19 protein-coding genes are annotated in these 18,081 nt (G+C 63.2%); 7 read left to right on the top strand and 12 right to left on the bottom strand.

Annotated features, from left to right (window positions below; all coding sequences use genetic code 11):
- Window position 1 precedes the first annotated feature (1 nt).
- From GK109_RS20630 to GK109_RS20605, 6 genes are all read right to left on the bottom strand, one after another.
- Window positions 2-697 (bottom strand): class I SAM-dependent methyltransferase, encoded by a 696-nt coding sequence (locus GK109_RS20630; protein ID WP_370460726.1) that lies wholly within the window; start codon window positions 695-697, stop codon window positions 2-4.
- Window positions 698-702: 5 nt separating this feature from the next.
- The gene (locus GK109_RS20625) at window positions 703-1,914 is read right to left on the bottom strand and encodes a type III polyketide synthase (protein WP_157242299.1); all 1,212 of its coding nucleotides are present in this window, start codon (window positions 1,912-1,914) and stop codon (window positions 703-705) included.
- A gap of 515 nt (window positions 1,915-2,429) precedes the next feature.
- Complete coding sequence (locus GK109_RS20620) at window positions 2,430-2,597, bottom strand: hypothetical protein (RefSeq protein ID WP_157242298.1); 168 nt, start codon at window positions 2,595-2,597, stop codon at window positions 2,430-2,432.
- Between the two features lie 90 nt (window positions 2,598-2,687).
- The gene (locus GK109_RS20615) at window positions 2,688-4,271 is read right to left on the bottom strand and encodes an alpha/beta fold hydrolase (protein WP_157242297.1); all 1,584 of its coding nucleotides are present in this window, start codon (window positions 4,269-4,271) and stop codon (window positions 2,688-2,690) included.
- Window positions 4,272-4,846: 575 nt separating this feature from the next.
- A complete protein-coding gene (locus GK109_RS20610; RefSeq protein WP_231754901.1) occupies window positions 4,847-5,659 on the bottom strand; it encodes a BTAD domain-containing putative transcriptional regulator in 813 nt (270 codons plus the stop codon).
- A gap of 335 nt (window positions 5,660-5,994) precedes the next feature.
- Window positions 5,995-6,468: a VOC family protein gene (locus tag GK109_RS20605; RefSeq protein ID WP_157242296.1), complete on the bottom strand. Its 474-nt coding sequence runs from the start codon at window positions 6,466-6,468 to the stop codon at window positions 5,995-5,997.
- 72 nt (window positions 6,469-6,540) lie between these two features.
- Here GK109_RS20605 and GK109_RS20600 point away from each other — a divergent pair, with 72 nt between their 5' ends.
- Both GK109_RS20600 and GK109_RS20595 read left to right on the top strand, forming a co-directional pair.
- Window positions 6,541-6,942, top strand: a complete 402-nt coding sequence (locus tag GK109_RS20600; protein WP_157242295.1) for a DUF3054 domain-containing protein — start codon at window positions 6,541-6,543, stop codon at window positions 6,940-6,942.
- 108 nt (window positions 6,943-7,050) lie between these two features.
- Window positions 7,051-7,332 carry an Lrp/AsnC ligand binding domain-containing protein gene (locus tag GK109_RS20595; RefSeq protein WP_321213574.1) on the top strand — a complete coding sequence of 94 codons (282 nt, stop codon included), beginning with the start codon at window positions 7,051-7,053 and terminating at the stop codon, window positions 7,330-7,332.
- A 21-nt stretch (window positions 7,333-7,353) separates the two neighbouring features.
- Here the strand turns inward: GK109_RS20595 and trpD are convergent, their stop codons facing one another.
- Window positions 7,354-8,409, bottom strand: a complete 1,056-nt coding sequence (gene trpD, locus GK109_RS20590) for an anthranilate phosphoribosyltransferase (RefSeq protein ID WP_370460725.1) — start codon at window positions 8,407-8,409, stop codon at window positions 7,354-7,356.
- 112 nt (window positions 8,410-8,521) lie between these two features.
- Here trpD and GK109_RS20585 point away from each other — a divergent pair, with 112 nt between their 5' ends.
- The 4 genes from GK109_RS20585 to GK109_RS20570 all read left to right on the top strand — a co-directional run bounded on the left by GK109_RS20585 (window position 8,522) and on the right by GK109_RS20570 (window position 12,891).
- Entirely contained in the window at window positions 8,522-9,196 is a 675-nt protein-coding gene (locus GK109_RS20585; protein WP_197432522.1) for a heme-copper oxidase subunit III, read from the top strand.
- A gap of 86 nt (window positions 9,197-9,282) precedes the next feature.
- The gene (locus tag GK109_RS20580) at window positions 9,283-10,071 is read left to right on the top strand and encodes a c-type cytochrome (protein WP_321213577.1); all 789 of its coding nucleotides are present in this window, start codon (window positions 9,283-9,285) and stop codon (window positions 10,069-10,071) included.
- Between the two features lie 98 nt (window positions 10,072-10,169).
- Window positions 10,170-11,243 (top strand): ubiquinol-cytochrome c reductase iron-sulfur subunit, encoded by a 1,074-nt coding sequence (locus GK109_RS20575; RefSeq protein WP_157242294.1) that lies wholly within the window; start codon window positions 10,170-10,172, stop codon window positions 11,241-11,243.
- Window positions 11,221-12,891, top strand: a complete 1,671-nt coding sequence (locus tag GK109_RS20570) for a ubiquinol-cytochrome c reductase cytochrome b subunit (protein ID WP_157242293.1) — start codon at window positions 11,221-11,223, stop codon at window positions 12,889-12,891. The genes GK109_RS20575 and GK109_RS20570 overlap by 23 nt, the downstream gene beginning before the upstream one ends.
- A 119-nt stretch (window positions 12,892-13,010) precedes the next feature.
- On the opposite strand, the gene GK109_RS20565 is transcribed toward GK109_RS20570, so the two are convergent.
- Window positions 13,011-13,781, bottom strand: coding sequence for a GntR family transcriptional regulator (locus GK109_RS20565; RefSeq protein ID WP_157242292.1), 771 nt, complete (start codon window positions 13,779-13,781; stop codon window positions 13,011-13,013).
- A 163-nt stretch (window positions 13,782-13,944) separates the two neighbouring features.
- Here GK109_RS20565 and GK109_RS20560 point away from each other — a divergent pair, with 163 nt between their 5' ends.
- Window positions 13,945-14,238 carry an HPr family phosphocarrier protein gene (locus GK109_RS20560; protein ID WP_157242291.1) on the top strand — a complete coding sequence of 98 codons (294 nt, stop codon included), beginning with the start codon at window positions 13,945-13,947 and terminating at the stop codon, window positions 14,236-14,238.
- Window positions 14,239-14,312: 74 nt separating this feature from the next.
- On the opposite strand, the gene GK109_RS20555 is transcribed toward GK109_RS20560, so the two are convergent.
- From GK109_RS20555 to GK109_RS20540, 4 genes are all read right to left on the bottom strand, one after another.
- Window positions 14,313-14,714: a cytochrome c oxidase subunit 4 gene (locus GK109_RS20555; protein ID WP_013601026.1), complete on the bottom strand. Its 402-nt coding sequence runs from the start codon at window positions 14,712-14,714 to the stop codon at window positions 14,313-14,315.
- A 2-nt stretch (window positions 14,715-14,716) separates the two neighbouring features.
- Window positions 14,717-16,438, bottom strand: coding sequence for a cytochrome c oxidase subunit I (gene ctaD / locus GK109_RS20550; protein ID WP_321213580.1), 1,722 nt, complete (start codon window positions 16,436-16,438; stop codon window positions 14,717-14,719).
- A gap of 10 nt (window positions 16,439-16,448) precedes the next feature.
- Complete coding sequence (gene coxB / locus GK109_RS20545; RefSeq protein ID WP_321213581.1) at window positions 16,449-17,321, bottom strand: cytochrome c oxidase subunit II; 873 nt, start codon at window positions 17,319-17,321, stop codon at window positions 16,449-16,451.
- 186 nt (window positions 17,322-17,507) lie between these two features.
- Complete coding sequence (locus GK109_RS20540; protein ID WP_066275924.1) at window positions 17,508-17,897, bottom strand: iron-sulfur cluster assembly accessory protein; 390 nt, start codon at window positions 17,895-17,897, stop codon at window positions 17,508-17,510.
- Window positions 17,898-18,081 lie beyond the last annotated feature (184 nt).

The following is an 18,081-nucleotide window of genomic DNA, read 5'->3' as shown; positions in this document are numbered from 1 at the left end:
GTCAGTCCCTCGAAAAAGCGAGGACCTGGTGGAAGGCGCTGCTCGGTCTGACCACCCAGCCGGGGGGAGCGACGGCCGCCAGTTCCCGGCGCGAATAGCTGCGCCGGATGGACGTGAGCCCGTCCGCGCGAATGAATGAATGCCGAAAGGGCAGGGCGGCGGCACTGAAAAGGGCATAGGCAACCGGGCTGCGGCGGAGATCGTTGTGCAGCACGGCCTTTTCGGCCAGAACTTGCGAATGCGCCAGCAGTTCCTGGAGTTGTGCCTCAGCAAGGTGGTGCAGGACATGGTTGGAAATCACGAAGTCGTACTGCCTGCCCTCGCTCACCAGATCGGCGCTGTGGGCCTGCCGGAAAGTGAGTCCCGGGACGTCGGGGCGCCGCCTAGCGAAGGCGGCGGCCCGAGGATCGGGATCGATGCCCGTGATGTGCAGGGCCAGGTGGTCGCGCGCGGCCCAGCGCCACAGCAGGGTTGGGAGATCCCCTCCGCCTGAGCCAACGTCCAGGAGCGTCACGGGCCGGGAGCTGCCGGCCAGGAAAGGACGCAGCTCGCGCACGTACAGCCGGCGCCACCCGGAGAGCATCCGGTTGATGACAGCGAACTGGCGGTACGTGTTGTCCAGGGCCTGCGGGTCGCAGTCGGGCAGGTCCATGATTTCCACCGCCCAGGCGGCGCGCCGCCGCAGCAGGAGATCCACGGGGATCAGGCCACCGGCGCTTCCACCGGCAGCCCCTCCTGCACCTGTTCCTCTGGAGAGTTGTGCGCCGGCCGGGTGGTGCGCGGCGCTTGCCGCAGTTTCGTGAAGACCGCCGTTTCCACAGTGAGGCCGGGGCCGAAGGCCATGGAGCAGATCCGTTCGTCACCCGGCTCCGGGTCCTGTTCCAGGATGTGCTTGATGACGAACAGGACAGTAGCGCTGCTCATGTTGCCGTAATTGCGGAGGACCTCGCGGGCCGGAACCAGCTGTTCCTGCGTGAGGCCGAGCCTGGACTCGACTTTGTCGAGGATGCTGCGGCCGCCCGGGTGGATGGCCCAGTGGCGGATGGAGGAGTAGGGGAGTGCTGCCAGTTCCGGTTCCCGCGCCAGGAGGGGCGCCAGTGCCCCGACGATGTGGTCGTCGATGATGTGCGGGACGTAGTTGCCCAGGACCATTTCGAATCCGTGGTCGCCAATGTTCCAGGCCATGGAGTCCTCGCCGACGGGAGTGAGGACTGTTTCAAAATGGTCCAGCTGCATCAGCGCATGGTCTTCGGCGCCTTGCCGGGCAGTGACGACGGCGGCTGCCGCACCATCGGCGAAAAGTGCTGACCCCATGATGGTGTCCGGATCGTTGGAAGTACGCACGTGCAGCGAGCACAGTTCCGCGCAGACCACCAGGACCACGGCGTTGGGGTCGGCTTCGCAGAACAGCTTTGCTGCGCGCAGCGCGGGAAAGGCCGCATAGCAGCCCATGAAGCCGAGGTGGTAGCGCTGGACCGCTGGATCCAGGCCGAGCTCCCGCACGATTTTGTAGTCGGGCCCCGGATTGAAGAATCCCGTGCAGGAGACTGTCACCAGGTGAGTTATGTCAAGTAAATTGAGTTCCGGGCAGGCGCTGACGGCGGAGCGGGCGGCTTCGACGAAGAGCTTGGTGGCTTCCCGGCCGAAGATCTCATTCCGGGCTTTGGTGCCGGGGTTCAGGAGGAGGCCGGTGGCGGGGTCGTAGAACTGCGGATCGTCCGAGCGGAACTCGTTGGTCAGTTCCTCGACGGCGGTAAAGCGGGTGTCAATGGCCGCTGAATCGAAGCACGTGTTCACCAGCCGGGAACCAAGCCTGGACAGGCCAGGCTGGGCCGCAAAAACGTCCCGGGCTTCCGACTGGATCAGCATCGTTTTCGGAACTGCAGTTTCAAGTGAACGCACGTAGACCGTCATTGGTTCATTCTTAGCGAGCCCTTGGAATAAGGCAACGGTGGGCGGCCCGGTGACCTGCGGAGTTGTCCGATCCGGCGGGTGCGCCCACGCTGGTGGACCCACGCTTCCGTAACCTCACATAACGCCGATAATCTACATTATGTCAAGTAGAGTCGAGTCCACCTGCCATGGGGAGATGCACGCCCTGCTTCACGTTCGGATAATTCCGTGGGTTGGGCTTCATGGAACTTTGGGCGGCTTCGTCGACCCCAGGCGTTCGGCCAGCACCGGAGGCCCCGGCGCACCCAACTGTTCCACCCTCCAGGCATCAGGGAAGAACCGGCTCCGCACCGCGTGATGCCAGGAGGCAGCAAAACTGGATCGAAGGCAAGCTGGTCTTCGAAAAGCAGCAGGTCCACGTCCGCCGGCACGAAGGCCCGCACCCAGGCCACCAATTCGATCATCGGCGCGGGCGGAGCGCTGATCACGAACGCGGTGAGGTCATCGCTGCCCTACATCCCAGGCGTCCGAGTAGCCTACTCGCGCCAGTCGTCTACCGCGGCGCTCAAGAGGCTGCCGATGTGGTCGCGCCGCAGTGCTCCGAAGACGTCCTCGCGGTCGAACCGCCACTCAGCGCCGTTGACCACGACGAAGGTGTAACCGCCCACCGTCACCTCCTGTCCACGAAAGCCCCCAACCTGCATCTGGCCCAATTCTGGCATCCCGCCCTCGCGGACGGCAGGCACCAGTGCGTGCGGAACTGCACCACTCCCCTGCGGCTGAAGCGGTCGGTCTCAGAATGAAAGGGTTCTCGGGGTCACGGTGAGGTTGATCCCTGCATGCCGTCCCAGCAGGTCCCGGGAGGCCTCCGGGACGTCTATGCGTCCGCTCCAGCGGTGAACGGTAGGGTCTATGTCCTTCAGCTGGTCCCTCTCCCCCGGCTCCCAGTCCCGAAGGGCCGTCGGGATCACGCTGTTCCAGGCAGCCCATGCCCTCGGCAGCGGCCGGTCTTTTGCGGGAGGTTCGATGTCAACCACCAGGGTGTCCTGCCAGTCCTCGGTCTGCTCCAGGTGGTCATCAAAGAAGAAGTGTCCCTCCTTCTCCCTGATGGACATCAGCCGGAGCCGGAGCGCATGACGAAGCCGGGGTACCACCCTGCCGCCGACACGCGGCCGTGGCGCCTTGGAGGAAAGGAAAGTCGTCAGCAGCGGAACCGGAGAATCGATGGGGTCCCCTTCCCGCCAGTGCTCAATCTGTACCGGACAGAAGTGGGACGCACTCTGCTCGTGGACCATGACCGGCAGTCCCCTGATGGCCAGCGCGACGTCAAGCTGGAATTCGACGTCGGCAGGAGCGTCCCTGCCGACCGTGAAGCCGACCAGCTCCACCTCGACCTTAAGGTCGCCGAAGAGGAAGCGCTGGAGGTTCTGGTAGCCCTCCTCCGAGTTGACGATTCCGTACCGTCCGCTGTGGCTGCGGTGCACTACGGCCAGCGGCGCGCCCCGGACTGCAGCGTTGTCGATCTGGACCAGCCCGTCACTGCGGGCACCCACCGCCTTGGAGGACAGGCCCAGGGCCACATCGTAGTCCTCCGGATTGGAACCGACGAGGCAGAACAGTTCGTCAACCGGGAAGCCCTCCTCGGGCATCTCGGTTGCGATGAATTGATCGCGCGTCAGCGTCCTCCTGAGGGCAGGAGGGGTGAGGTACTCGTACATCCGGTCAGGGCCAAAAATATCCGCGCCCTGGAGCCCCGTGGCGTCGCGAATCTTCTCCAGCAGGCCAAAACCGATAGCGAAACGGATTCCACCGTGCGGCGTTGCGTAGGTAAAGACCCTGGCAACAAATCCGGCTCCCGCGGCGGGGTCAATATTGCCGTCCTGCCCGGCGAGGCTTTCCGGGATGACCCGTTGCAGAAGCGAGCGGCAGATCAGCCCGCCCATGGAATGGGCCACCAGGAAGACCTTGGGCGCGCCGGTCTTCTCCAGCACAAGCTTGATCAGCTTGAACAGGTCGCGTGCCGCATCCTCGAAGGAGAAGTTTTCCGGGTCCGCGCCAAAGGTATCTGCTGACACGTCGTAGAAGCGGTGGATCCACACCGACGCCGGGTTCACCGAGCCGGCGTCCGCGCTGTTCAGAAAGGCCCATTGGTCACCGTGGACAGGGACCTCGTACTTATGGTCGCTCACCAGCCGCAGCATCGGAGACTCGAACTGGTGGAACTTCGCCCGGCCATTGCTGTCAGCCCTGACGTGCACAGAGCCCTGGCTGAAGCCGTAGAACGGGTCATCGACGGCGGTATTGACGGCGGTGCCTGTTCCGGCGAAGCCCCGGACGTAGATCACGGGCAGCCGGCCGTCGTCACCGGGGAACCCCATACTGTCCCTCCTTAGGCAACAGATCAGGACTCTGCCGTGCGCCTTGCAGCGTACGGGTCTTGGCCGATTGGACCATCCGCGGCGTTACCGCAGCGTTACTGCTGCCGGTTCCTCCGCCGCGCCCCGCGGGTCCCAGTGCCGGTGCCGTGGGGGTTAACGGCTCAGCGGTGTACGGGGGCGGGAGCCCCGCCGGGCAGGACTAATCTTGCGTCAATATTTCGGAAACGCGAGCCAACTCCTGATTTTCCTCCACCAAGATCAAAGGAACCAAGAGGAAAGCCTCCATTCAATGGAGGGCACCTCTGGCGGCCAAGGGATCGGCGCGGCAGAAGCCTGGACCTTCCCACAATCATTGAGCCAGGACGGGAGAGGTGACCGCGGTGATGCAAGACCACCATTGGTCCGAGCCCGCGGGCGACCAGGGACCAGAGCAGGAGCCCCCCTCCGCCGGCTTCATGGTCATTCGGACCTGGCAGGAGCCCGGCCACCCACAGGGGTTCCGCGCGAGGATAACCTACGGACAGACTCCCAGCAGCACTCAAAGCACCGTGGCCACAGCCGACCCCGCGGAGGTCCTAAGCGTGGTCAAGCGCTGGCTGGCCGCTCAGCCAGGGGTGACCGGGCGGAACTGACCGTTCCGTCCCCAAACCTGGCCGACGCTCGAGGGGCCCCGTGAGAAGCCCGCTTACCGATTCCGAAGGCAGTAGACCCATGTCTTCCCCAAGCTGCTTCCGGTAGCGTTCGTAAGCCCTGAGCGCGGCGGCGGGATTGCCGTGCTGCAATTCAGCCTGGATAAGGAGACTGACGGCAGTCTCATAGAGCGGCTCGATCTCCACCGCCGCCTCGGCGGCTGCCTCTGCCGTACCGGTGTCCCCCACGGCAAGTGCATGCGAAGCGATGGCTACGTAAGCCCGTAAGCGGTCCTGCTGCAGCCGACTCTGTTCAACCATCATCCAGTCCTCGTACCAGCCGGGAAGCAGCTGCGCGTCATGTAGTCCGTCCAGCAGGGATGCAGGGTCGGCCTGCAGCCCTGCACCGCCCAGGGCCCTGGCCTGAAGCCGGACCCGCCTTAGGTCGACATCCACGTCGTCGCTGAGGTACAGCATCCGGCCCTCATTGACGATCAGCCCGGGCACTTGGCGGGAAATCAGATGCACACTGACGCGCAGGCTCTCCAACGCCTTGGAATCCGGATACTCGGGCCACAACAAGCCGACGAGGTAGTTACGGAGAAGCGGACCCTTGATGGCCAGCGCCGCGATCAGCCGCTGCTGACGCGTCGCAACGTGCACAACCACGCCGTCCCGGCAGAGACGCCAGGACCCGAGCAGTTCCAGTTTCAATTCTCCATAGCCGTCGGCGCCCATGGGAACCTGATTTCGGTTCAACAAAACGTGTGATGGATGGTACGAATGAGCATCCTCAGGACGGTCGGTCCTGTCAATGGGGCCATCCCCATACTTCCTAAGGGAGAGGTCCCTCTCCGAAGCGGAGGCAACCCGGACGGAATCTAGCGCCTGGACCCGATCCCGGCGCCAACCATGGCCCCGATCCCAAGTCCCAGTGCAAAACCAAGCAACGGACTGTCAAAAACCGCGAGCCCAAGGGTAATTCCAACAGCACCGCCAACGAGGCAACAGATCCACAGTGGCTTGTTCACAGGGCCTCCAGCAGCGGATAGTTCGGCAGCCGGCCGGAGATTACTGCGGATTTCCCGGCAAGGTCACCCGTCATAGGCTTTCTGCAGTTCGGCGATGTCCAGCTTGCGCATCCCCAGCATTGCCTGCATGGCCCGCTGAGATCCTTGGGGGTCGGGTCCCGCGATCAAGGACGGCAGGATTGAGGGTATGACCTGCCAGGACAAACCGAAACGGTCCTTTAGCCATCCGCACTGGCTTTCTGAGCCGCCGTCGGTCAGGGCTGCCCAGTACCGGTCCACCGCGGACTGGTCCTCGCAGTCCACCACGAACGAAACAGCCTCAGTGAAGGTGGATCCCCGGGCACCATTCAGGGCAGTGAACCCCCGTCCTTCGAGTTCAAAGTCGACGGCGATTGCTTCGCCTGCCGCGCCCGGTCCGCCCTCACCGAACCGCGAAACATTGAGGATTCTTGAATCGTCGAAAACCGAAGTGTAGAACTGTGCCGCTTCTTCCGCCTGGTTTTCGAACCAGAGGCAGGTCCCGATCTTTCGTGGCATGGTGGCTCCCTTCCGGCTTGAGCCTAATGCCGCGGTCCACGGCACACAACGGCCGGCGTTAAGCTCGGATCCATGACTTCCCGCAACATGAAGACCGCAAAACCGCACGCCTTCCGCCTGACTCTGGCAGCCGCGGCGACCGACGCCGTCATGATTCTGGTGTTCGCCGCCGTCGGACGTGACGCCCACCAGCGCGGCGATGTGGTGACCGGTGTGTTCCTGACCGCCTGGCCGTTCCTGGCGGGTGCTGCGCTGGGCTGGATCATTGCGAGGGCATGGCGGCAACCCCTCTCGGTACGGCGCACCGGCCTCGCCGTTTGGCTCGGCAGCGTGGCGGGAGGGATGGTGCTGCGCGCCCTGACCGGCCAGGCCGTGGTGCTCCCGTTTGTCATAGTGGCTTTGGTCAGCCTGGGGGTCCTGCTGCTTGGCTACCGCGTGCTGCTGGCGGGGTTCAGGCGCCGCCGCCGTGCGTGAACAGGCCGGCACATGACGGTCCGGCCGCGCGCAACTGCCAATGTAATAGGCTGGCAGCAGAAGCTTGCCGGGCACTGCTACGGCGCAACAGATCCGGAAGGGTTCAACGTGATCACTGCATTTGTCCTGATCAAGACCGACGCTGCCCGCATCCCTGAAACTGCCGAGGAAATCTCCTCGATCGAGGGGATCAGCGAGGTTTATTCCGTAACCGGAGAATGGGATCTCATTGCCGTGGCTCGGGTCCACCGGCACGAGGATCTGGCGGACGTCATCGCGGACAGGCTTTCCAAGGTCCCTGCCGTGGTCCACACCACAACCCACATTGCCTTCCGCGCATATTCGCAGCACGACCTGGACGCGGCGTTCTCGCTGGGCTTTGAGCAGTAGCCAGTAGGCAACTGACCTGGCTCACCGGGCGGTGAGCGAGACCCACTTCCCAAGGACGGCTGCGGCGGCCCCGGTATCAATGGATTCGGCAGCGCGGGCAAAAGCCTTCCGCATCCGGTCAAGGAAGGGGCCCTCGGCCGATTCGTCGAAGGCCACCAGCCCAGCCGCCGCATTGACCAGGACGGCGTCCCTGGCCGGGCCTGCCTTGCCGGCGAGGACCTCGCGGACAACGGCTGCGTTTACCTCTGCGTTTCCACCCCGCAGCTGTTCCACGGTGGCAAGGCGGATGCCCAGGTCCTCCGGAGAGAAAGTCAGCTCTGTCACCCGGCCATCACGGATCTCCCACACTGTGGACGGACCCGTGGTGGTGAGCTCGTCCAGGCCGTCGTTGCCGCGGAATACCAGGCCCCTGCTCCCCCGCTGCGCCAGCACGCCGGCTACCAGCGGCGCCATCCTGGCGTTTGCGACGCCGACCGCTGAGGCCTGCACGTTGGCAGGGTTGGTGAGGGGGCCGAGGAAGTTGAAAGCGGTGGGAATAGCCAGCTCGCGCCGGGGAACGGCGGTGTGGCGGAATGAGGGGTGGAACACCTGCGCAAAGCAGAACGTGATTCCGGCCTCTTCGGCGTTGCGCGCCACCTCCTCGATGGTCAGGTCGAGCCGCACGCCCAAGGCTTCGAGTACGTCTGCAGAGCCGGACGACGACGACGCGGCCCGGTTGCCATGCTTGACCACCTTGGCACCGGCCCCCGCCGCGACAAGGGCTGCCATCGTGGAGATATTCACCGTGTTCAACTGGTCTCCGCCGGTGCCCACGATGTCCAGCTTCTCGCCGGAGATGCTCACAGGCCTGGCATGGGCAAGCATGGCCGCCACCAGGCCCGAAAGCTCCTCAACTGTTTCGCCTTTGGAGCTGAGGGCCACCAGGAATCCGGCAATCTGGGCGGGCGTGGCCTCCCCCGACATGATGGTGTCCATCGCCCAGGAGGTGTTGTCCGCTGTCAGGTCAGCACCGCCGATCAAGGCGGAGATCAGGCGGGGCCAAGAATTGCCGGACGGTGCGGAAACCTGTGAAGTCACCTCCTGATGCTATCGAGCGTTGCGGGGGCGTGACCAATGTGAACCCCTCCAGGAACTTTTCCGGGCGATTTCGCGTCTTTGTAGAAAAAGTCCCCCGAAAAGGCGGTTTGCGTTGGGCAGCACGGAGTTTTACAGACATAATGTCTATGTGACATCTGCGACCCATGCCCCCAGTACCCCGGCGCACCCCACGCTGAACCGCCCGAACATGGTTTCCGTTGGAACCGTTGTGTGGCTGTCCAGCGAGTTGATGTTCTTCGCCGGTCTCTTCGCCATGTACTTCACGCTGCGCTCCACGAGTGCGCAGATGTGGGCCGATGAGACAGCCAAGCTCAACTTCCCCTTTGCGCTCGTCAACACCATCGTCCTCGTGGCAAGTTCCTTTACTTGCCAGATGGGCGTCTTCGCGGCCGAACGGCTCCAGCCGCGCCGGACCGGGGGCGCTTTCCAGTTCGCCCGCTGGGGAATGAACGAATGGTTCACCCTGACGTTCCTCATGGGCGCATTCTTCGTTGCCGGACAGACCACGGAATACGCCATGCTGGTCTCTGAGCACGTCTCGCTGTCCTCCAACGCCTACGGCTCCGCCTTCTATATGACCACCGGCTTCCACGGCCTCCACGTCATTGGCGGCCTCATCGCCTTCCTGCTCATCATGGGCCGGTCCTTCGCTGCGAAGAAGTTCGGGCATTTTGAAGCGACCTCAGCGATTGTCACCTCGTACTACTGGCACTTCGTGGACGTCGTGTGGATCGGCCTCTTCCTGGTCATCTACGTACTCAAGTAGCCAGCTTTGATTCTTTTTCTACAAGAGGCAGAATTTCAGGTAGCGGCTCCCGGAGCCGGCGCAGGATCGAATAAAGGAACCACCACGTGAAGGCACTCTCACAAAAGCGGCGTCACCCACTAGCAGCACTAGCGCTGCTCCTGATGGGGCTCCTCATCACGGGTGGGGTATACGCCGCGGCTACCACAGTCAACGAGGCCAAGGCCTCCAGCACTTCCTACAGCGCCAATGACGTGGAAGAGGGCGGCAAGCTGTTTGCAGCGAACTGCGCTACCTGCCACGGGATGGGTGCCAGCGGAAGCCAAGCTGGTCCTTCGCTGGTTGGCGTTGGTGCAGCAGCCGTTGACTTCCAGGTGGGCACCGGCCGCATGCCGATGCAGATGAACGGCCCCCAGGCCATGAAGAAGCCCGTGCAGTTCAACGATGAGCAGACCCGGCAGCTTTCAGCCTATGTTGCTTCCCTGGGTGCCGGCCCGGCGGTCCCTGAAGAAGGCCTGCTCGACGAAGGCGGCGACGCAGCAGAAGGCGGCGAGCTGTTCCGCACCAACTGCGCCATGTGCCACAACGCAGCAGCCGCCGGCGGCGCGCTGACCCGCGGCAAGTTCGCACCCGCGCTGGCAGACGTATCCGGCAAGCACATCTACGAGGCCATGGCCACCGGCCCGCAGAACATGCCTGTGTTCAGTGATTCGAACATCACCCCCGAAGGCAAGCGGGACATCATCACCTTCCTCAAGCAGATCGAAACCACCGGCTCGCCGGGCGGAGCAGACCTCGGATCCCTGGGCCCGGTGGCAGAAGGCCTGTTTGTTTGGGTTGCCGGCCTCGGCGTCATTATCGCCTTCACTATCTGGCTGACTTCCCGGACGTCCTGACCCCTGGGAACCACCACACACTTCTGCTGATCCGTCAGCAGCTTGATATTAGAAACTAACCCGGCACCCGCCGGGACGAGAGAAGGATGAGGCGAATTATGGGCAACCATAGTGACGGCAGTCCGAACCACTCGGGCACCGTAGCTACGGCTGGTCAGAATGAGGTGGAGAAATTCCAGGATCCTGGAATCCCTCCGCACCGTTTGCGCCTGGCTGACACGGACCCGAAGGCCGCAAAGCGGGCAGAACGGCAGGTCGCCTTACTATTTGGCATCTCTGTTGTTGGAACCCTGATCTTCCTGGTGGCGTACTTCGCCATTGACCTGGGAGGCGAAGAATCGAGCATCGGCACCATCCGGCTCCAGAACATGCTGCTCGGCCTTGGCACGGCGTTCGCCATGCTCGGGATCGGTACCGGCATTGTGCACTGGGCCAAGGCCCTCATGCCGGACCACGAAGTTTCCGAGGAGCGCCACGCGATCCGCTACGAGGAGGACCGGCAGGCGGCTGTCCGCATCGTCGATGACATCGTCGAAGAGACGGGCATCAAGCGCCGTCCGCTGATCCGTAACACCCTCCTGGGTGCCGTTGCACTCGCGCCGCTTCCGGCAGTCGCCATCTTCGGTGACCTCGGACCGCGCCCGGACGACAAACTGGCCCACACCATGTGGGCACCCCAGGAAGGCAAGCTCAAGCGGCTTGCCCGTGACCCTGACGGAACGCCGATCAAGGCCTCCGACGTCACCATCGGCTCGGCCTTCCACGTTATTCCGGAAGGGCTGAACGACCTCCACGAGGGCAAGCTCAACGAAAAGGCCAAGGCCGTTGTGCTGCTCATGCGGCTGGACCCGGCATCGCTGAACCCCTCCGAGGGACGCGAGGACTGGGGCTACAACGGCATTGTTGCCTACTCCAAGATCTGCACCCACGTCGGTTGCCCTGTTGCCCTGTACGAGCAGCAGACGCACCACCTGCTGTGCCCGTGCCACCAGTCCACCTTCGACCTCACCCAAGAGTGCAAGGTGATCTTCGGCCCCGCCAGCCGGCCCCTCCCCCAGCTGCCCATCGCAGTTGACGACGAGGGCTACTTGGTCGCCACCAGCGACTTCAAAGAACCCGTAGGACCAAGTTACTGGGAGCGTGATATGCATGAGCGCAGCATCACCAGCTGAGCCGGCTTTCGTCGCCAAAACCAAGACGGGCCGGATTACCGACTTCGTCGATGCACGTGTTGGCGGTTCCGGAATCCTCCGCGAGTTCGGCCGCAAGGTCTTCCCGGACCACTGGTCCTTCATGTTCGGCGAAGTGGCCCTCTACTCGTTTGTCATCCTCCTGCTCTCGGGCACGTTCCTGACATTCTTTTTTGATCCGTCCATGGCCGAGACGCACTACGAGGGTTCATACGTCCCGCTGAAGGGCGTGGAGATGTCCGTGGCGTACAGCTCGTCGCTCGACATCTCGTTTGACATCCGTGGCGGCCTGTTTATGCGCCAGGTCCACCACTGGGCAGCCCTGCTGTTCGTAGCCTCCATCGCGGTGCACATGCTGAGGGTCTTCTTCACCGGCGCCTTCCGCAAGCCCCGCGAAATGAACTGGGTTGTGGGCAGCGTCCTGCTCATCCTGGCAATGGCCGCCGGCTTCACCGGCTACTCGCTGCCTGATGACCTGCTCTCCGGAAACGGCCTGCGCATCATCGACGGCGTGATCAAGTCCATCCCGGTCATCGGCACCTACATCTCGTTCTTCCTCTTCGGGGGAGAATTCCCGGGCACCGCCATCATCGGGCGCCTCTACATGCTGCACATCCTGCTGGTGCCGGCACTCATCCTGCTGATGATCGTCCTGCACCTCTTCATGGTGGTCGTCCACAAGCACACCCAGTACCCCGGCCCCGGCCGGAACGACAACAACGTCGTCGGCTACCCTCTGGGTCCTGTCTATGCAGCCAAGGCCGGTGGATTCTTCTTCATCGTGTTCGGCGTCCTGGCCCTGATGGCAGGCTTCTTCACGATCAACCCGATCTGGAACTACGGCCCCTACGATCCATCCCCCGTATCCGCCGGTACCCAGCCCGACTGGTACATCGGTTTCGTTGACGGCGCCCTGCGCCTGATGCCGGGTGTGATTGGCGACTTCCACTTCGAATACGTCATCTTCGGCTACACCCTCACGCTGAATGTCCTGCTGCCGGCCCTGGTCCCGGCAGGCATCCTGTTCACCATCATGTTCATGTACCCGTGGATCGAACGCTGGGTTACCAAGGACGAACGTGAACACCACGTCCTGGACCGTCCCCGGAACGCCCCCACCCGTACGGCTATCGGTATGGCCGGCTTCGTCTGGTACTGCGTCATGTGGGCGGCTGCCGGGTCCGACCTCATCGCAACCCACTTCCATGTCTCGCTGAACGATGTGACGTACTGGCTGCGCGCCCTGTTCTTCGTCGGGCCGATTATCGCCTTCGTCGTCACGAAGCGCGTGGCGCTGGCCCTCCAGCGCAAGGACCGCGAGATCGCCCTGCACGGACGCGAGACGGGCCGCATTGTCCGCCTCCCGCATGGTGAGTTCATCGAGGTTCACGCTCCCCTGGACGAGTACAAGCGCTACAAGCTGGTGGGCTTCGAATCGCCTGAGGTTCTTCCTGCCGTGCCGAATGAACATGGCGTTGTAACCCGCGAGGAAAAGCGCCGCGCGTTGCTCTCCAAGTGGTTCTTCGAGGACCGGGTTGCACCTGCAACTCCGGCTGAACTTGAAGCTGCGCACGGCCACGGCCATGCCGCAGTGGAAGCACCCGAGGAAGCAAAGAGCCTGTCCCACTAAGGCTTACAAAGGCAAACAGGAAGGCCCGGTCCACATGGACCGGGCCTTCCTGTTTGCCTTTCGCGTGTCCGCAGCGCCAGCGCTGCACTCCGTCTGCCGCCGGTGTGTCGGCGGGCGCCTCAGTGGTTACGTGCCCGGCGTGCACCCGGGCGCTGCAGCGGCACCCATAGCTTGTACCTGTCTGCGCGGTAGTAGGAGACCGAATAGTCAACCATGGCCCGGGCTACGAAGGCATGCCGCTGGATCTTAAGGAGCGGCGCACCCACCTCCACGTTCAGCAACCGCGCGGTGGACGGCGAAGCCGCGGTGGCCTCGATCATGTCCTCGCCCCATTCCATCACCAGCCCAAATTGCTCGCTGAGGACGTTGTACAGCGAGGTGGGCGGTTCCCCGTCCAGCAGTCCAGGCACCCGGTGGGCCGGAATGAAGTTCTCGTCAACGCTCATGGGTTCACCGTCGGCCAGGAGCAGGCGCCGGAAACGCACCAATGGCGTTCCCTCATCCAACTGCAGCTCGCGTGCAAGGAACGCACTGGCGGCAATCTGCTCAAAGCTCAGGACCTTCGCCGCGGGGACCATCCCGCGTCGCTGCATCTCCTCGCTGTAGGACGTCAGTTTGACCTGGAGATCGAGCTTTGGCCGGCGGACGAACGTGCCCAGGCCCACTACTCTCTCGATCACTTCTTCGCCTACCAACGCATCAATCGCCTGGCGGACGGTCATGCGGGCAAGGCCGAACCGTTCGGCGAGATCCCGTTCAGACGGCAGGGCTGATCCCGGCGGGCAGGAGTCGGCGATGTAGGTACGCAGGATCTCACGCAGCTGGACGTAGATGGCCGTGCCACTGGACCGGTCGATGTCGCCGGTGATGGCTGCCGCACTAGCTGGCATGGATTGTCTCCCCTGCGTTGAAGTTCACCTTCCAATTTTAGGTCAGGTCTAGACCAGCGTTGTTCACCATGCCCAGCCGTTTAGCAGGGCAACGGGGCAGGCCCTATATTTGTCATGAAAACGCGATGTCGACGGAGGGGGCCGTCATAACGGAGGAGTCCCTTTGCCAACACATAACGCCGTGGTCAAAGCATCGGTGGGCCTGCACGCCAGGCCTGCCGCCCTATTTGTACGGGCTGTTACGGAAACCGGACTGCCGGTGACCATCTCCAAGGAGGGTGGCCCAGGCGTTGATGCGCGCTCCCTGCTGCAGGTAATGGCGGCGGATTTTCACCAGGGATGCATCGTGGAGCTTGGCGTCAGCGACGCGGCCGTCAGAGGCCCGCTGGGCCGCCAGGAGGCCGAGGACGCCCTGCGGGCGCTCGGCGAGCTGCTGGAGTCGCAGGGCGCAGCCTAGGGCGTGCCAGGAGCAACAAAAACGACGTCGGGCCCCACCATTTGGTGGGGCCCGACGTCGTAATTGGTGAAGCGTTAGTGCGCGTGGTCTCCGCGGCTGTATTCGTACACCCAGCCGATGAGTGCCACTACTGCCAGGCCGGCCGCGATGAACACAATCCAGAAACCGACCGCAAGGCCCAGGAAACCTGTTGCGCACGCGATTCCCAGGACCAGCGGCCACCAGCTCCAGGGGCTGAAGTGTCCCTGCTCGCCGGCGCCTTCGTGGATCTCAGCATCGCTGCGGTCCTCGGGGCGCATACCAACGCGCTTGCCGGTGAAGCCAAGGTAGCCGCCAATCATGCCGGCAAGTCCGCCCACCAGCAGGATGCCGAGGATGCCCACCCATTCGCCCCAGTTGGTCAGGAAGCCATAGACCAGGGACACCGGGACGAAGAAGAAGACTCCGGCACCAAAAATCCAAGATTCAATTTTCATTGTCAGTTGTCCCTCTGGTCGGCGTTTCCGAGTACCTGGGCGGCCGGCGCCGGTGACTCAACGGTGTGGACCTGGCGGAGTTCCGGGTGGTGCAGGTCCAGGGCGGGCCGCTCGGAACGGATCCGGGGCAGCGAGGTGAAGTTGTGCCGCGGCGGCGGGCAGGACGTGGCCCATTCCAGCGAGGCGCCGAAGCCCCACGGATCATCAACCTGGACCTTTTCCCCGTTGCGCCACGTGATGTAGACGTTCCAGAAGAACGGGATCAGGGAGGCGCCCAGGACGAACGATGCCACGGTGGAGAACTGGTTCATCCAGGTGAAGTTGTCCTCCACCAGGTAGTCCGCGTAACGGCGCGGCATGCCTTCGACACCCAGCCAGTGCTGGATGAGGAACGTCCCGTGGAAGCCAAGGAACAGCAGCCAGAAGTGGATCTTGCCCAGGCGCTCGTTCAGCATCTTCCCGGTGAACTTCGGCCACCAGAAGTAGAAGCCGGCGAACATCGCGAACACCACGGTGCCGAACACCACGTAGTGGAAGTGAGCCACCACGAAGTAGGAGTCCGAGACGTGGAAGTCCAGCGGCGGGGACGCCAGGATGATGCCGGTGAGGCCGCCGAACAGGAAGGTGATCAGGAAGCCGATGCTCCAGAGCATCGGGGTCTCGAACGTCAGTGAACCGCGCCACATGGTGCCGATCCAGTTGAAGAACTTCACACCGGTCGGAACCGCGATCAGCATGGTCATGAACGCGAAGAACGGCAGCAGCACGGATCCGGTGACGTACATGTGGTGTGCCCACACGGTTACCGACAGTGCGGCGATGGCGATGGTGGCGTAGACCAGGCCCTTGTAGCCGAAGATCGGTTTGCGGCTGAAGACCGGGAAGATCTCCGAAACGATGCCGAAGAACGGCAGCGCGATGATGTACACCTCGGGGTGGCCGAAGAACCAGAACAGGTGCTGCCAGAGGACGGCACCGCCGTTTTCCGGATCGAAGATGTGGGCCCCGAAGCGGCGGTCGGCACCGAGCGCGAACAGAGCAGCCGCCAGCGGCGGGAAGGCCATCAGCACGAGGATGGAGGTCACCAGGGCGTTCCAGGTGAAGATGGGCATCCGCCACATGGTCATGCCCGGAGCACGCATGCAGATGATGGTGGTGATGAAGTTGACCGCGCCCAGGATGGTGCCGAAGCCGGACAGCGCCAGGCCGAAGACCCACAGGTCGCCACCGATGCCGGGGCTGAACGTCGTGTTGGACAGCGGCGCGTAGGCGAACCAGCCGAACGATGCCGCACCCTGCGGGGTGATGAAACCGGACACCGCGATGGTGGAACCAAAGAGGAAGAACCAGAAGGCCAGGGCGTTCAGCCGCGGGAACGCGACGTCGGGGGCACCGATTTGCAGCGGCATGATGACGTTGGTGAAGCCGGCGAACAGCGGTGTCGCGAACATCAGCAGCATGACGGTGCCGTGCATCGTGAAGAGCTGGTTGTACTGCTCTTTGGTCTGCAGGATCTGCATGCCGGGCTCGAACAGTTCGGCGCGGATGAGCAGCGCCATGACGCCGCCCAGGCAGAAGAACACGAACGACGCGATCAGGTACATGTACCCGATGGTCTTGTGGTCGGTGGAGGTGATCCAGTTGACGACGATGCGTCCCTTGGACTTAGGAACTACGGAAGCCTCGAGGGTTCCGGCAGGTGCGGTCTGGGTATAAGTAGCCACGTCGCTCCCCTTACTTAATTTCGTTCAGGTTCGGGTTGCGGTCGTACTCGACGCCGAGGAGACCCGTGTTGCCGGCTTCGCGCAGCTCGTTCATGTGGGCCTGGAATTCGGATTCCGACACCACCTTCACGCGGAACAGCATTTCGGAGTGGTACTCGCCGCAAAGTTCGGCACACTTGCCGTCGTAGGTGCCCTCTTTGGTGGGGGTGAACCTGATGTAGTTGGTCTTGCCCGGGATCATGTCGCGCTTCTGGAGGAAAGCGGGGACCCAGAAGGAGTGGATGACGTCGCGTGCGTTGAGTTCGAGGTCAACAGACTTGTTGACCGGCAGGTACAGGGTGGGCAGCTGTTCCTTATCGATGGTGTTGCCCGTGAGGTGCGCCTGCACCCCGGCCTCGTGGACGTCCTCTTGGATGACGTCGCCGGCCTTGTAGTTGAAGTCCCAGGCCCACTGCTTGCCGCGGACGTCGACAACGACGTCGGCAGGCTGGGAGCGGTTGTCAATCGCCTGCTGGTCACGGTCGGTGAAGTAGAAGAACACCACAACCATGAACAGGGGGATGGTCAGGTAAAAGACTTCAAGGGGCAGGTTGAAGCTGGTCTGCCGCGGGAACCCGACGGTGCCCTTGCGGCGGCGGTATGCAACAAGGCACCAGACGATCAGGCCCCAGGTAATGATGCCCACAACCAGGGCGGCAATCCATGAGTTGACCCAGAGGTCCATGATGCGGTCGGTGTTGCTGGTGGTGCCACGTTCAGTGGGCAGCCACCCTTTCTCTACCTCTGGCGAACATCCGGTCAAAACCAACGCGCCGGCAATTGCCAAGCTTGAGATCGTTGTGATCGTTTTGCGTCGGCTGCCGGTTCGGTTCTGCGAACTCACAGACGGCCCTTCCTACTTGTTGCTGTTGTCCGGGCAGCCTTGGCCGCCCCGGGCACACTAAAAGTTTTACTACTCGGTGTAGAGCTTACCGCTCCGCCGGGCGTTTCGCCCACATGTCGGCGCCGTGCCCCCGTACCGATATTTTCGGCAGGAAACCCGGCGCCGGCATCGGGCGAAATAACCGGCTTAGTGGAACGAATCCCCACACGCGCAAGAGCCGCCGGCGTTCGGGTTGTCGATGGTGAAGCCCTGCTTGGAGATGGTGTCCTCGAAGTCGATGCTGGCACCGCTAAGGTACGGAACGCTCATCTTGTCCACGACAACCTCGACGCCGTCGTAATCCCGGACTGCGTCTCCGTCCAGGAGCCGCTCATCGAAGTAGAGCTGGTAGATCAGTCCGGAGCAGCCGCCGGGCTGCACTGCAACCCGGAGGCGCAGATCCGTACGGCCTTCCTGCTCGAGAAGACTGCGTACCTTACCTGCGGCGACGTCGGTCAGCTTGACCTCGTGGACGGGCAGTTCGTCACTGGCCGTGCTGGTGGTACCGGTGCTGTTCTCATTGGTTGCGGTGCTCATTTGGCCTACCTTCTTAGGACGGTCTGGCGGCGCCGCGCTGGCGGTGCCTGCCCCTACGGTTTCGGTATGGGCTATAGCTACATGCTACGCGGGGCGGAGGTGTAGCTCTAACTCCTGAACGTAACCATCGACGGCTCCCCGTTGTTCCCCGGGAACAGCCAGCGCCGCGCTCCCATCGTGCCCC

It is taken from the genome of Pseudarthrobacter sp. GA104 (assembly GCF_009741265.1).
Taxonomy (GTDB): domain Bacteria; phylum Actinomycetota; class Actinomycetes; order Actinomycetales; family Micrococcaceae; genus Arthrobacter.
Note: the sequence above shows the minus strand (reverse complement) of the source record. Positions and strands in the feature narration are given on the sequence as shown.